15 protein-coding genes are annotated in these 15,053 nt (G+C 45.0%); 12 read left to right on the plus strand and 3 right to left on the minus strand.

Annotated features, from left to right (window positions below; genetic code table 11):
• Nucleotides 1–16: 16 nt before the first annotated feature.
• A complete protein-coding gene (locus tag IPJ71_11660; GenBank protein ID MBK7844334.1) occupies nucleotides 17–751 on the minus strand; it encodes a hypothetical protein in 735 nt (244 codons plus the stop codon).
• Nucleotides 752–915: 164 nt separating this feature from the next.
• Between IPJ71_11660 and nrdR the strand changes: the two genes are divergently transcribed.
• Both nrdR and nusB read left to right on the plus strand, forming a co-directional pair.
• Nucleotides 916–1,383 (plus strand): transcriptional repressor NrdR, encoded by a 468-nt coding sequence (gene nrdR, locus IPJ71_11665; GenBank protein ID MBK7844335.1) that lies wholly within the window; start codon nucleotides 916–918, stop codon nucleotides 1,381–1,383.
• The gene (gene nusB, locus IPJ71_11670; protein ID MBK7844336.1) at nucleotides 1,380–1,799 is read left to right on the plus strand and encodes a transcription antitermination factor NusB; all 420 of its coding nucleotides are present in this window, start codon (nucleotides 1,380–1,382) and stop codon (nucleotides 1,797–1,799) included. Before nrdR ends, nusB begins: the two co-directional genes overlap by 4 nt.
• Before the next feature lie 141 nt (nucleotides 1,800–1,940).
• On the opposite strand, the gene IPJ71_11675 is transcribed toward nusB, so the two are convergent.
• Entirely contained in the window at nucleotides 1,941–2,402 is a 462-nt protein-coding gene (locus IPJ71_11675) for a hypothetical protein (GenBank protein MBK7844337.1), read from the minus strand.
• Between IPJ71_11675 and IPJ71_11680 the strand changes: the two genes are divergently transcribed.
• Nucleotides 2,401–3,249: a kinase/pyrophosphorylase gene (locus IPJ71_11680; protein MBK7844338.1), complete on the plus strand. Its 849-nt coding sequence runs from the start codon at nucleotides 2,401–2,403 to the stop codon at nucleotides 3,247–3,249. The genes IPJ71_11675 and IPJ71_11680 overlap by 2 nt on opposite strands.
• Before the next feature lie 79 nt (nucleotides 3,250–3,328).
• Here IPJ71_11680 and IPJ71_11685 read toward each other — a convergent pair whose 3' ends face one another.
• A complete protein-coding gene (locus IPJ71_11685) occupies nucleotides 3,329–4,228 on the minus strand; it encodes a LysR family transcriptional regulator (protein MBK7844339.1) in 900 nt (299 codons plus the stop codon).
• A gap of 411 nt (nucleotides 4,229–4,639) precedes the next feature.
• Here IPJ71_11685 and IPJ71_11690 point away from each other — a divergent pair, with 411 nt between their 5' ends.
• The 9 genes from IPJ71_11690 to IPJ71_11730 all read left to right on the plus strand — a co-directional run bounded on the left by IPJ71_11690 (nucleotide 4,640) and on the right by IPJ71_11730 (nucleotide 15,039).
• On the plus strand, nucleotides 4,640–6,439 hold the full coding sequence (locus IPJ71_11690; GenBank protein ID MBK7844340.1) for a S8 family serine peptidase: 1,800 nt from the start codon (nucleotides 4,640–4,642) through the stop codon (nucleotides 6,437–6,439).
• 344 nt (nucleotides 6,440–6,783) lie between these two features.
• Entirely contained in the window at nucleotides 6,784–7,458 is a 675-nt protein-coding gene (locus IPJ71_11695; GenBank protein ID MBK7844341.1) for an ABC transporter ATP-binding protein, read from the plus strand.
• Nucleotides 7,455–9,530, plus strand: a complete 2,076-nt coding sequence (locus IPJ71_11700) for an ABC transporter permease (protein MBK7844342.1) — start codon at nucleotides 7,455–7,457, stop codon at nucleotides 9,528–9,530. Before IPJ71_11695 ends, IPJ71_11700 begins: the two co-directional genes overlap by 4 nt.
• A 1-nt stretch (nucleotide 9,531) precedes the next feature.
• Nucleotides 9,532–10,833 carry an ABC transporter permease gene (locus IPJ71_11705; protein MBK7844343.1) on the plus strand — a complete coding sequence of 434 codons (1,302 nt, stop codon included), beginning with the start codon at nucleotides 9,532–9,534 and terminating at the stop codon, nucleotides 10,831–10,833.
• Nucleotides 10,834–10,885: 52 nt separating this feature from the next.
• Entirely contained in the window at nucleotides 10,886–11,641 is a 756-nt protein-coding gene (locus tag IPJ71_11710; protein ID MBK7844344.1) for an outer membrane lipoprotein-sorting protein, read from the plus strand.
• Nucleotides 11,638–12,870 (plus strand): hypothetical protein, encoded by a 1,233-nt coding sequence (locus IPJ71_11715; protein MBK7844345.1) that lies wholly within the window; start codon nucleotides 11,638–11,640, stop codon nucleotides 12,868–12,870. The genes IPJ71_11710 and IPJ71_11715 overlap by 4 nt, the downstream gene beginning before the upstream one ends.
• Before the next feature lie 232 nt (nucleotides 12,871–13,102).
• On the plus strand, nucleotides 13,103–13,840 hold the full coding sequence (locus IPJ71_11720; GenBank protein ID MBK7844346.1) for a hypothetical protein: 738 nt from the start codon (nucleotides 13,103–13,105) through the stop codon (nucleotides 13,838–13,840).
• 2 nt (nucleotides 13,841–13,842) lie between these two features.
• Nucleotides 13,843–14,565, plus strand: a complete 723-nt coding sequence (locus IPJ71_11725; GenBank protein ID MBK7844347.1) for a hypothetical protein — start codon at nucleotides 13,843–13,845, stop codon at nucleotides 14,563–14,565.
• Nucleotides 14,566–14,688: 123 nt separating this feature from the next.
• Nucleotides 14,689–15,039 carry a hypothetical protein gene (locus IPJ71_11730; GenBank protein MBK7844348.1) on the plus strand — a complete coding sequence of 117 codons (351 nt, stop codon included), beginning with the start codon at nucleotides 14,689–14,691 and terminating at the stop codon, nucleotides 15,037–15,039.
• Nucleotides 15,040–15,053 lie beyond the last annotated feature (14 nt).

Consider the following 15,053-nt stretch of genomic DNA (forward strand, 5'->3'; position numbering starts at 1 on the left):
GGAGGCCTGATTTCTATCAAAAATTGAAGACCGTGCCTAGCGCAACAAACACACCGTTATATTGCCCATCGCTCATCAAATGGACATGGTTTTTGAGTCCAGTTTCGAAGGTCAGCCCCGCATCCCCGAACAGGCGAAATACCCGAACCCCCATGAGCAGTTGATAATCGAAGGAGAGAGGAGACTCATCCGCAATTTGTTTGAAAAAAACGCCGACCCCCGCTCCCCCTCCAAAATAGAGAGGAAACTCACTGTTGGCATCGGGAAAGGTGATCACGGGCATTAAGCTCATCTTGAGAACATTTCCCTCACGAAACTTATAGGAATTGAAGTCAACTCGAAGGAGTAGATCCATGGAGTTGACCCACTCCCCCATGCGATAGGTCACTCCGGCGGTGAGCTGACCCATGTCTTTGTTGTCCTTGCCCCCCCACTTATAGGCATTTTCATCCGTGTACACCCCAAGATGCAAACCCAGGTAGCGAGCCTTCTTGGTTGCCCCAGCAGGATTCCGATTGGACTCCTCCCCTTTCTCAGACTCTCCAGCCCCTCCCTTCGTGCGCTCGGAGAAATAGCGAGCGGCTGCCTTCTTTCCAATATTAGATTCGGCCGGAGGAACCTCATCCCTTCCCAAGGCCGTGCCAGCACTCCACATTGCAATGAAAAAGACCCCACAAAAAATGGTGAAAAAAATAACAGACCGCGGAGGGCTTCTCCGAGAGAGGCTCTCATTTTGAATAAGGGTGCTCATGGGGTCGTATTGTGATTGATTTTCGCTCTTCCATCAAAGGTTTTTTGCTACGTGGCAATTTTCTACATGATTGTTAGCTCGCAGGAGTGGGTCCGCCTTGACGCCTTGACCCCTTTAGCGTTCTGCACTACAACTGGCAGCTATTCTATGGAAGGTAACTGCCAATGAAATGTCCGCAGTGCGATCACCCGGAAAGTCGGGTTTTGGACACGAGAGTTCAAAAAGAGGGCGAGATTCGCCGTCGCCGCGAATGCCTGCAGTGTAAATTTCGATTTACAACCGGGGAGTCCATTTTATTGAACTTTCCCATGATTGTTAAGAAAGACGGGCGTCGGGAATCTTTTTCAAAAGATAAGCTCTTTCGGGGTCTCCAACGCGCCTGCCAAAAACGGCCGATCAGCCTATCGCAGGTGGAACAGGTTGTTTCGAGAATCTCAAGGTTAGTCCTTGAGGCTTCCGAAAAAGAAGTGCCTGCCGAATACATTGGTCAACACGTCATTCGAGAGCTACGAGAACTGGACCACGTCGCCTATGTGCGATTTGCGAGTGTGTATAAAACATTTCGCGACATTCAGGAATTTGTAGAAAGTCTCGAAGAAAGCCTCGAAAATGAAGAGCGAGTACCCTTATGAAATCAGCGCCCATTCGCCGACAGTCAAGAGAACTCGCTCTTCAAGTATTGTTTCAACAGGAATTCTCACCAGGACTCGATTATCATTCTGGCCTTGAGACTTTCCGCGGAAATTTTGCGGCGCCTCTTGAGGTCTGGAAGTACGCCGAACACCTCCTTGCGGGAATTCAAGACAAAAGAGAGCAGATCGATCAACTCATTTCGAAGAGTGCAGACAATTGGTCGATTGCCAGGATGGCACTCGTCGACCTCAACCTAATGAGGATTGCCGTATTTGAGATGGCCTTTAGCAATGAGGTCGTTCCGCCACCTGTCGCAATCAATGAAGCTCTGGAAATCACGAAAAAATATGGAACCAATGATTCAGCAAAGTTCATTAACGCCGTCTTGGATCAGATCAAACAACGAGATCCTTGACCGGCATATAAAATAGGAATCATGATCTGATCATGGCGATTCAAAAACTTTCACAAGCTGGTGCCTTTGGACCCGGATCGGATCTTTGGATCCTTCCTCCCCTGCGCCATTCCGCATGGGCTCGAAAAGTAGATTGGTACCTCAATTTTCAGATTTCACGCGCCAAGGATCACCAATTCCGCAAATTAGACCCCGCACTCGAAGAGATAATGAATACAAACGAACTTCCTCCTCTGGTTCCCGTTCAAACTTCACCCATCCCATCGCCTTTACTGATTGCGAGCCACTCTCACCTCCCAAATCAGATGACACTTGAAATTCCGCTGGATAAAGACCTGAAAAACTGGGTTCATCTTTGCCACCATCTTTGGAAGAATCTAGGGTGCCCCTCTCTTCGAGTTTTTCTTCCGGGAACTGCAGTTTTTGAGGATTTCGCGGAGGAGTGGCCTGACTCTCAAACTGCGACAGATATATCCTTGGTAAACGAAATCGCACCTGGACATGGCTAAATGACCAAGCCAATTTTTTTATGAGCCGTCCCATAACAGCGGATTCGATCGACTGAAAAATCATTGAATTCAATGAGAGTAGGAAATCACTCATGACTCGACCAAATGGAACTATTTATATAATTTCTGATGGAACTGGGGAAACTGCTGCCACCATGATCCGAGCTGCCCTTGTTCATTTTCACGACAGAGAAATCAATATTGTACGGAACAAGAATCTCAGAATCGAAGAACAAATAGAAAGCGTGATGAGTGAGGTCTTTGCTCGCCAAGGATTGGTTGTCCACACGGTGGTTAGCAACTCTTTAAGACAAAAGATAAAACAGGCCGCAGCCGAGAAAGGTATCCCAGAAATCGACCTGTTGGGTCCCGTCATGACTATTCTGGAAGGGTATTTTGGCATGGTACAAGGGCAGGAGGCTCATGAAGCCGGGGTTCTCCGCACCGTGGATGAAAAATATTTTAAACGTATTGAAGCCATCGAATACACAGTTCGACATGACGATGGAAAAATTCTTGGTGATCTGGATCAGGCTGACATTGTTCTGATCGGAATCAGCCGCACAAGCAAAACACCCTTGTCCATTTTTCTTAGCCATAAAGGTTGGAAAGTGGCTAACGTCCCACTGGTGATAAACACTCCGCTCCCTGAAGAATTATTTAAAATCGATCAACGTAAAGTCGTTGGTCTAATGATTGATGGAGACACATTGCTACGAATCAGGCGCAAGCGTCTGGAAAAATTTGGCCAGGATCCTGGAGGAGAATACGCTAGCATTCGATATATTGAACAAGAAATGGAATACGCCCAATCACTCTTCAAGAAAAATCGCAAATGGCCTGTTTTTAACGTCACTGATCGAGCCCTTGAAGAGACGGCCGCTGAAATCCTTCGCATCGTCGCCTCACGGATGGACCTCCCCTATGATCAAATGCTCTAGCGAGCATCTCACAGATGATATAACCGACGAGTCCTCGTCCTATACTCCTGAAGAGCTACAGACTCACAGAGCTAGAACCCTATCCAAATCCGTGCTGCAAAGCTCTAAAAAATACGTCAACCATGGGACTGATCTCACTCAATTTTTGTGAATACATGTTTACGTTTACCGAATACTTGAAGTCCTCGGTTTCGATCTGCGTGAGGCGATTTGTTTTGACTTGTTTGCGAATGCTATGCGCGGGAAGAAAACCCCAACCTAATCCTGATTCAATCACTCGTTTGAGAGTTCCGACGTTGTCCGACTCAAAAACAACTTCAGGATCAACTCCAACATCATGAAATTTCTTTTCAATGCTCATCCTAAACGAAGGATACTTTTCGGAAAACGAGACAAGTGGTCGAGATCCCAGATGCCCCAAATCAACGTTTGACGGCAAGGATGTATCGCGACCTGAGCCCACAAGCCACATTTCGTCTTTAAAGAGAAATCTCTTTTCAAAATGCTCAAACTCAATTCCATATTCCTTCTTTAGGTCCGGAAGAATCGCAATGTTAATATTCCTATTTCTCATCTCACTAATGATTTTTTCACCGGTCCCATATACAAGTTTAATTTTCAATCGAGAATTGTGTTTCAGAAACATTCCGATGATGGGACTAATCATATAGAGACCAATTGAATTGAGCGTTCCAATCCGCAAATCACCAGAAATCTCCTGCGACATTGCTCGAATGGACACTTCCGCCTGTTGGGTCAAAAATAAAATTCTTTTTGCGTAATCGTAGAGCATCTGTCCCTGAATGGTTGATTTCACCTGACGAACACCTCTGACCAACAATTCAACTCCGAGCTCCTCCTCAAGATTTCGAATCTGCTGGCTTACGGCAGGCTGCGTGAGAAATAGTTTATCTGCTGCAGCAGTCATACTCCCCTCACTCAATACGGCACAAAAAGTTGTGAGCTGTTGCAAATTCATCGCTACTCCCTTTTATTTAGTCAGCATATTCAGCCAACTCAGCACTTCTGATAAGGTTAAATTTATGAAATTTTCTTTCAAATTGCAGAATGCAGGCGCGAAGTATAAGCGATATTTATGAATCTTGGGAGATAGGATTGTATTTTTTATATATTTATTGTAATTAAAATATAATTGTAGCAATATATCGCAATAAAATCAGCATGTTAATATTTTGCCCAATCTACACCAAGTTTTGTATAATTTATAATTTTGGGCTTTTCTTCTTCTCTTTTTCTTCCATAACATACTGAAAATATTATGCTTAATTCATCATTATAAATTTTTCTTATATCAATTTACAAATTTTCTTGAATTGATCCTGGCCTTTCAGTCGAGGTCTAATTTTCGAGGGACAACAAAGGGGATTTTATGAAAGGGGCTACAAGGATACATCCGAATCAGCTATCAACTCTTCTCGCCGGAGCAATTGGCCTGGGTCTGCTTTTGGCTTCCTGTCATGCGAGTCGCCTGCAGGAACACAAGCAGATTCGCCGTTCAGCCCCAGGGAGTGCAAATGAGGTTGGTACAATCGTCAAAGGAGTTGATGAGAGCGAAGTAATCGATCTCCTCAACGAGCAACCGCAAGCCCATGCAAGGGTCATCAATAAAAATCACGGAATCTTTGAGATTTTTACCGTCGAGAAAGAAACGCTTGAAAGCAAATGGCCAAAGGCAAAACTGAGTCGAAATAATTTCTTTCACACTTTTGAACCAGACCCAAGCATTATTTCCCTGAAGCAAAGAATGCATCTGTTAAACAAGCCAGCCAATGCCAGCGGCATTCCGCAGGAAAACTTAAGACCTTGTGAGGCAAGTATTGAAGAGCCAACAGCGACGATCACTGTTCTTGAGACCTCAGAGGAGCTCTCAGATCAAATCATGAACTTGGGAGGATCCTTCACTCTCACGGCAGAACAAAGTAGGCCTCATACACTTCACGCCTCAACTCTGCGCAGTGGCTGGTTGGTGACCACGCCGGCAGGTTCTAAGATCGGGCAACAGGCTATTTTAGGCGACACCCTTACCTATAAGCCTGATGCTTATGGTGCTTACAGCTTCCTCATGGTTGTTCAAGATGATCGAAACGTGTGTGCTGTAACTAATTTTGAATTGGTCGTCACCGGGAATCAGCCCTACGCTGGGGCGGATCTCCCTGTTGACGATCTCCTCAGCAAAGTCGATCGCGGACAGTTTCTTCATCTTTTAGATCTGAGAGTCGATGAAGCGCAAGCAGAGTCTATCGCTCAAGGAGAGGGAATTGTGATCGCTGTGATCGACACCGGCGTGAATTACAATCATCCTGCTCTGCTAAAAAACATCTGGACCAACAAAAGAGAAATTCCCGGAAACGGGATCGACGACGATAACAACGGCCAAATTGATGACCTTGTTGGCTATGATTTCGTAAACGGAGACGAGTGGCCCTTTGACGACCATGGCCACGGAAGCCATGTCAGCGGTCTTGCGGCATCCTCTTTGTTCGGAGTAGCTCCGCGTGCTCAGATTATGGCATTAAAGGCACTCGGTCCACAGGGCGGTGATGTTGCGAGCCTGATCGGCGCCATTTACTATGCGGTCGATAACGGCGCGCGAGTCCCTAACATGTCCCTTGGGACATATGGATCACCAGATGCGCTCTTGGTTGGTGCCATGGACTACGCAAAAGCTAAAGATGTTGTGGTTGTGGCTGCCGCTGGAAATGGACATCCCCTTTTAGGGACCGGAGTTGATACAGATCAGATGGCAAATTACCCCTCTGCACTTCCTCATGACAATATCATTGCTGTTGCCGCCAAGGACTCAAACCCAGCTCATGTCCTTGCCCCCTACTCCAATTACGGTATCAACTCAGTCGACGTTGCAGCACCAGGAGGAAATTCTCCCGAAAATCTCCTTACTTCCTGCTATCTCGACAACCCTCTTGGCATCCTCTTCACGGGAATGGTCGGAACTTCAATGGCGGCTCCAAATGTATCGGGAGTGGTTGCCCTCATGTTAAGCTTGAATCCGTATCTGAATTCAGCTCAGGTAAAGGAAATCTTGCTCACCACAGGGCGACAATCGTCAGACTTAGCTAAGCTGATCCGCTCCGGCAGATACGTTGATGCCTTCGAGGCTGTTCAGGCAAGCAAATGGTTGCTACCGAGAAAGGTGGCCCAAGCTCACTAAAAACCGGCTATCTTTCAAAAGAGATAAGTAGAGTTGAGAGATGGAGAGCCCACCTCTCACTCGGGACAGAATCTCTCCAGAAGTGGGGCACTCAGTGGCTGAAGGCCCCACTATATTTTCTCAGACTGGGTGCCTCCGATTTCGGAATTTCGCTTCGATTGAAATTATGGCAGCTCATTGAGAAATCACCCAAAAATAATCATAAAATAATCATAAACCGATGAAATTTATAAAATCTGTGGGTCCAAGTACTCAATCTGAGACTCTTGGCATCCTCACTTTTCCGGTGACTCGAATTCTCATGTCTGAGAGAATTTTTTTTAATCCAAAGGATTGGAGGAATCGTGCAACCAATTGCCCTTCAAAAGGTTAAGAAGACTTATAAACTTGACGAAGTCGAGGTCCCGGCCCTCAAAGGCATCGACCTCACAATCGATTCCGGAGAATTTACAGTTATCGCTGGACCCAGTGGGTCTGGGAAAACCACGATTTTGAACCTCATTGGTTGCGTTGATACTGCCACTGAAGGAAAAGTGATAGTGGGCGGAAAGGAAACAGGAACACTTTCCGAGCGCGAACTCACAGACTTAAGGCTAGATACAATTGGTTTCATTTTTCAGTCGTTCAATTTGATCCCCGTGTTAAACGTCACTGACAATGTGGAGTTTCCGCTCCTCTTACAAAACAAACTCTCGGCCAAGGAAAGGCGAACCCGGGTCCATCACATCATCAGCCGCGTTGGGTTAACCCCCTATACGGACCACCGCCCAAGCGAACTTTCCGGTGGACAAAGGCAGCGCGTCGCCATTGCACGAGCACTTGTCACAAGGCCGCAGATTGTCCTAGCCGACGAACCCACCGCTAATCTCGACTCGGTCACAGGGCAAAATATTATTGACCTGATGAAAGAAATCAATGCTAGCGAAAACACGACGTTTCTTTTTTCAACCCACGATCCCTCTATCATGAACCAAGCTCGGCGAGTGATTCGTCTTCACGATGGACTCGTACAGACATGAACCATTGGATGGTATTAAAAATTGCAGCTAGAAACGTTTTTCTTCATCGCGTGAGAACTCTCATTGTCGGAATCATCCTTTGCTTTGGAGCTTTCTTGGCAGTATTAGGCCATTCCTTTGTCGATGGCGTATCGAGTGGAATGAAAAACAGCACAACACAAAGTATCACCGGCGATCTCCAAATTTATTCCTCGGAGGCAAAAGAAAATCTATCGGTATTTGGGAACATGGATGGATCTCCCACTGATGTTGGCCACCTCGACAACTTTAAAAAGATTGCGGATCAAATTCTTAAAAATCCGCAGGTTGCCTCCATCGTTCCCATGGGCACAAGTTTTGCCCAAATTAGCCCGAGCAATATTTTAGATCACTTTTTAGAAACACTGAGAAAATCCTATAAAGAGGATATTCGCGATTTAAATAAGATCGAGTCTCAAAAGAAAAGGATACTCTTCCTCATTGAAGAAATAGAAAGAAATCTAGAAGGCAAGTTTGATGAAGTTGGTCTTCTCAGCCCCTCCGAAGCGAAAGCGGCAGAGCTCAATCTCAAAACGGCGACAGGTGATCGATTTTGGACAGACTTCGACAAAAATTACGAGAACAAAATTGAATTTTTAGCCAACAAAATAGCTCCCCTTATTTTTGACGACAACATGATTTTCTTTAGCTACATCGGGACAGATCCTCAACTCTTCCAGAAGAATTTTCCACAATTTGAAATCGTGAAGGGCGAGATGATCCCCCAAGGTGCGAGGGGTTTCTTATTTCACGACTATTTCTATGAAAATATGGTCAAGCACAAAGTGGCCCGAAGACTGGACAGCATTAAGAAAAAAATCGTGAACGAGAAACTCACTATCGGTGGCAGTAAAGAGCTTCAAGACCAAGTCAAAGCCAATATAGACCAATCAGCCGAGATCTATCTTCATCTCGGGCCATCTGAGACAGAGATTCTAAAATCAAAACTGCAAAGTCTACTTTCTTCAAAGTCAGATGATTTTCGGCTTCTGCTCAATGACTATTTAAAAATGACTGACGAAAATTTTCTCCAAAGATACGATTTCTTTTATAAAGAAGTGGCACCTTACCTTATTCTTTATCGCGTTAAGGTTGGAGACATTCTGCCTCTCAATGCTTTCACAAAGAATGGCTCCTCGACTTCGACCAACATCAAAGTTTTTGGAACCTTTCGATTCAAGAGTTTCGAAAACTCTCCGCTGGCCGGAAATTTCAGTCTCATGGATTTGGTTTCTTTCCGTGAGCTCTACGGTTTTTTGACCGAAGAACGTCGTGCTCAAAATAAGGAGCTAGAGGCTGAAATGGGCCTATCTAAGGTGGGGCGTGAATCCATTGAAGATCTTTTTAAATCGGATAATACAGCAGAAAAGCCACCAGGTTCCGCCAAAAAAATTGGCCTTCCCCTAGATCTTCGTTTCGAAAAGAAGGAGACCGCATCAAATTTCACCCAGGAAGAACTCAATAGCGGTGTTTTTATGAACGCGGCCGTATTCTTAAAAGAATCCAAAAATCTGAATAGAGTGCTGACTGAGCTCAATGAAATTTCAAAAACTGACAGCCTCGGAATAAAAGCGGTTTCCTGGCAAGACGCCGCCGGATTTATTGGACAAATGACCTTCATGATGAAGGTTTTCTTGAACTTGTTTGTCGCCATCGCCTTGGTGCTAGCCGGCCTCATGATTATGAACTCTCTTCTGATGGCTGCACGTGATCGCAAGCAAGAAATTGGAACCATGCGTGCAATTGGGGCGCACAGTGATTTTATTTATCGCCTCTTTTTTTATGAAACACTTTTGTTGAGTTTGGTTTTTGGAGGGGTTGGTGTTCTTTTAGGATCCCTGGCCGTTCTTTTGATTGGTAAATTTGGAATTCCGGCAAATGGCGACGTGGCTACTTTTTTCTATTCCGGCCCTCGCCTCTATCTCAGCCTGAATTCTCAGCTCCTCTTTGCTGTCATGGGCATCATGGCGATAATTGCGATCCTTGCCACGCAATATCCCGCTTGGATGGCCATGAAAATCTCTCCTCTACAAGCCATGCAGAAACGAGAATAGCGTGAAAACCTTTTTTTTAATTGCCTATCGAAATGTCATGCAACGGCGGGGGCGGAGCTTCATGTTGGCGGGTGCAATCTTCGCGGTCACATTGATCTTTGCCTCCCTTCTTTCTTTGGTTCAGGGTGTGAAAGAAACCATGATTGGCAACGGCACTGCCCTCATGACAGGGCATCTGAATATTGCGGGGTTTTATAAGATTAGCCAAAGTTCGGCCAATCCGCAGGTGACAAAATACCTTTCTTTACTCGAGTACGCTCAAACTCAGATTCCCGAGGCCACTATCGTTCTCGACCGAGTGAAGGCCTATGGAAAAGTCATTTCTGAAACAGATTCGGTTATGATCCCCATGTGGGGTGTAACCATGAGCCAAGAAGACAATGTCTTGGCCCGCTTAGAGTCAGAATCTGGATACATATCAGGACTTAAGGAGCGAGGCACGATTGCCCTCTTTCAGGTTCATGCGAAAAAACTTAAAGTGGCCGTGGGCGATATGGTTACAGTCTCGGTGCCCACATATAGAAATATGAACAACACGAAAGATCTCAAAGTGGTCTCCATCCTAAAGGATTTAGGAATGATGTCGCAGTTCACGGGCTACATGAATGCTTTGGATACTCGAGAACTCTATCAGACCAGGACCGATTCGACCGGGCAAATTATGATTTATCTAAAGGATCTCAAATATCTGAATGATGTCGAAGCCCGAATGAGAAAAGACCTTTCTGCAAAAGGGCACGTGCTAATGGAAAAGGAGTCCACCCCATTTTGGATGAAGTTCGACCGGGTGGCCGGAGAGTCTTGGACAGGGCAAAAGCTGGATATCACAACCTCGGAGGACGAAACCTCGTTCTTAAAATGGATTGTGAGTCTACTCAGTGCCTTGACATTTATTCTGACCATCGTATTGGCTATTATTATTGTGATGGGGCTTATCAATGTTCTTTGGATGTCGGTCAAAGAGCGAACCACTGAAATTGGAACTCTTCGTGCGATAGGGATGCACAAAAGAAGGGTTCTGGAGATGTTTCTTTTGGAATCTCTTATTATATCGGTCCCTTCGACGCTTCTCGGGCTTTTCATTACAGGAATACTAACCTTCTCACTCAACCTAATGAAGGTTCCAATTACGAGCGAAGCTTTTCAGTTGTTTTTGATGACTAATCACCTTTCATTTGCATTTGGATTTTCTCAAGCCTTTTTCATTTTTGTTTCGCTGGTAGGCTTCTTCACTCTGGGATCTCTCATTCCAGCTCGAAAGGCAGCTAATTTGAACCCGATCACGGCCATTAACCAATATTAAAAAGCTATCGGAGTAACAAATGCAACGGGAAGTTTTCTTATCAATTATTGTAATGAGCTCGATTCTTTTTTCTTTCAATGGATGGTCAGATACGGCGATGACCCAAGAGCAAGCTGATGCGGCAATCAAAGAGGTGGACGAGAGGCAGAGAAACTCTGGAGACTATAAATCGCTATGTTTTGTGAAAGAAACTGAAAGAAAAAAGGAACCCCGACTTTTTCAAGCTATGGTTTACCGTCGAGATGACGACGACAAATTCATGATCTTGTTCGTGAAACCCAAGGAGGAGGCAGGAAAAGCCTACTTAAAAATTGACAAAAATCTATGGAATTTTCAACCTGGCACAGGAAAGTGGGAGCGAAGAACAGAACGAGAAAAGCTGGCTGGAACGAATTCTCGGCGAAGTGATTTCGATGAATCCAGACTTGCCGAAGAGTACACGACGAAATATCAAGGCGCAGACAAGCTAGGGAGCTATCAAGTTTATAAGTTTAAACTGACCGCCAAAGAGGGAGTTGACGTGGCCTATCCTATTTTAAGCATTTGGGTCGACCAAAAAGACCGCAATCTGCTCAAACGTGAAGAATATTCTTTGAGTGGAAAGCTCATGAGAACGGCTTTCTATCCCAAATGGAAAAAACAGTTTAGCCCGTCAAAAAATGCTGATGTCTGGATTCCCGAAGAAATTCGAATTTTTGATGAACTCGAAAAGGAGAATACCACGGTCGTTCTGATTAAGGAGACTGATCTCGGAAAATTAGAAGAAAATATTTTCACCAAAGCCTGGATAGAGAGCAAAAGTAAATGAAATCCTTTGCCGTTTCAATTCCCATCTTTGCAGTTTTTCTTTCACAGATCCTGTTGGCACACGCCGAGGATTTTCCAGGAGGAGATCCTTCTGCTAATCTGGAAGAGACTTTAAAAAAAGGGTTCTCTGCGGAAGGAGGGATGCAGGATGAGGACAAAAAGGCCTTAGACTCAGACAGGTTAAAAATTGGAGGCAAGTTACAGGCGGAGTGGCAAATATATACAATTAATAATTCCACAACTAGAAAGGACTTTGTGTCCAATCCGATGACATTGGAGATGTACCTCGACTCGCAACTTAAAGACGATGTTCGCTCCTTTTTCAGAGGTCGATTGGTTCATGACGGATCAATTGACGAGAGCACTCCATCCCCTATCACGGGGCTGACACAAAAACAGACGACGAGCTCTCTTGACGAAATGAAGCTTAGTTTGAACACAAACAAAAGAGTTTATTGGACCCTAGGCAAGCAAAAGATAAAGTGGGGCGCATCAAAATTTTGGAATCCTACGGATTTTATCAATAACCAGAAAAGAGATTTTCTAAAATCAGAAGATGTTCGTTCTGGAATAACGATGATAAAAGCTCACATCCCATTTAGAGATGCCAACGGCTATTTGATCGGCGTCACTGACGCGGCCAACGAAACAAATCAGACCGGTGCCGCCGCACGAATTGAGGTGCCTTTGTCAGCGGCCGAATGGACTTTTTCCAGTTACAGTCGTAAGGGCCAGCCCACGAAATTTGGAACTGACTTCTCATTTGCTCTGGGAGATTTCGATCTATATCTGGAATGGGCCGAAAGTAACCAGCAGTTTGATAAGAGTGCGAGTGGTGGTTTAACCTACCAGTTCAAATACAGTGATGACGACACGGTCTCACTGGGTCTCGAAGGCTTTTGGCAAGAAAATGGTTACGACAATAAAAGCTCTTATTCTACCCTTATTGCCAACAACAAATTTGTGCCGTTTTTTCTCGGAAGAACTTACGGCCTTCTAACGATATTTTTGCCAAATCCCGGGGCCTGGAATGATTCGAGCTTTATGTGTTACGCTTTTCTTAACGGAAGTGACAGAAGTCAATTCTACCGCCTGACCTGGACTTACGAGGGCTACTCTGACCTCCGTCTTATGGCTGCTTTGGGGGCCAGAGCGGGAGAGAGTGGAACAGAAATGAAATACTTCAATCAGGGAATGGACGCTTATTTTCAGTTGAAGGCTGAGTTTTAGCGACTTGTTTGCATGAATACCCAGCAGGATACATTTGGCATACCGTCCTTTGACCTGCCGTGCATTTGGCCTCCAAAATTCAAGCGAATTTGCCAATGCCTCTGTATCGTTTTGAAACGAAGTGATTTTTCTGGCCTTCTGTCTTGAATTGAAACGACTCTCTCTCTTATTTACTCGCCGTGTTGCGAGTTCTTCCCTATAATTAATCATGCCTACCATGAGGAGACTCTTCGTGAATAGAACCCCTATAACTTTGCTTGCCCTTGTTTTTATGACGGTGCTTCTATCGGGTGTTGCAGAAGCAAAGCTGTTCCGCAATGCCTACGTCAGTTATGAGTTGCCGCCCAAGTGGAGGTGCTCTCTCGAAGCCACCGAGTGGATCTGCACAAGTGACTTCTACGAAAAAACTCGCGAAGCAATGATCGTCCTTACGGCCAAGGAGGTCGGCCCCTCAGACACACTTCAGACTTATTTGTCATATTTGAATGTTTCGAAAACGATTCCCAGCGTGCTCGGGAAGCCAATAGCGTCGCAACTTGTCGGAGTTAAAAATCGTGTCATCAACAACCACATGTGGGTCGACGGAATGCACATGGGAAGCGAAGTGCCCTCCTATTACACTCGATATCTTGGGACGGTTAAGGAAAACATCGCCATTTTGGTCACATTTACCGCACATAAAACCCACTATACAAAATACAGCCAGGATTTTCTAAAGGCCATCCAGAGTCTTCAGGTCGTTGCAACGAAATCCATGCTCACTGATAAGCCATTGACCGCCTCACGTAGCTCCAGAGAAACACTCGGAACTCCAATAGGCCAAGTATTACCGTCGGACTTTGGGGCAGAAGTACCACCTGAAGGCTCAGGAAGTGGTAAGGTCGGCTCGTCGCTCCTAGGCATTTTGATTCTGCTCGCCGCCGCAGCCTACTACTTTCTGTTTATGGGCAAGAAAAAGAGGAGAAAGTAGCAATGAAATTTAAACTCATCATCCTAATTCTTCCCTTCTCCCTTTCGTTCGCCATCCAAGCCAAGCAGATTTCAACCCCCTTTCTGAATTTTCAAATCTCAAATCGATGGGATTGCCAATTTCAGGATCCGCTTGCCTATGTGTGTCGTCTTCAACTGAACCAACCCGTTCAAGATGCCCTTATCATTGTTTCAGCTAAAGAAGCTGGACCTGAGGATACCTTTAATTCGTTTCAAAAATATCTGGGAATGCCTAAACCTCTTCAGGCAAAAGGAGCAACGCCAAGCATTTCAAAAGTCCAATATGTCAAGATTTTGGAAATCCATAAGCAGAAATGGACAGAGGGTCTTCATTTGAATAGCGAAATCGAGGGCTATTCAACTCGGTACTTGGCCACCGTAAAGGGAAAACTTTCCGTTCTGGTTACTCTTTCAGCCGCTCAAAATCATTGGAAATTTTTTGAACAAGATTTTAAAATGGCGGTCCAGACTCTCCAGCTGACAAACAATCCAATTATTTTTTCTGACCCTTACAGGCTTGGCCAGAAGCAAAATCTGCAGAGCCCACAGCAAAAGCAGCTGGCCTCCACCTCTAAGCCTGCCAATCCATCCAGAAAGCAAGCTTCAATTCAAGCAGAGAGAACATCTTCGACACCCAATTATGCGCTCATGGGAATTGCCGCTTTGGCGGTTCTGGGATTAGTTGTTTATGCGGTCAAAAGCTAAAACTGTTCAACTAAAATCCTGACTGAGTCACAGGTTACTTGAGGTGACGAAGAGATTCCCATATACTGAGACTCGAAACACGATGTCTGAAGCGTAGCTCAACAGCTCTTGAAAGGAGCACTCATGGTTCTCTTTGACTGGATATCAAAGTTAAATGACTTTATCCGTTTAAATGATGTCACACCCAATTTATTATTGTTCTTTTTTGCGGTTACTGTTTTGGCCTTTATTTTTAGTTTGCGAGAATTCACGTCCTGGTTAGCCAAGACTTCTGGATTGCGGCAGGAGATAATTGCAATTCGCGAGTCTCAGAAGCTCATCGAACAAAAGATTGATATCCTGATGACGCTTCGAATGAAAGATGTTGACTCAGAAACGACAGGAAAACCGAGTTATTCTTTCGCTTTTAAGGAAGGTTCTGATCTGCCTATTGCTTCTCCAATCTCAAATCCTGCGGAACACATCTTAAATTAGAGTGAGCAAGCCTC

The organism is Bdellovibrionales bacterium (assembly GCA_016714165.1).
In the GTDB taxonomy this organism is placed as follows: Bacteria; Bdellovibrionota; Bdellovibrionia; order Bdellovibrionales; family UBA1609; genus JADJVA01.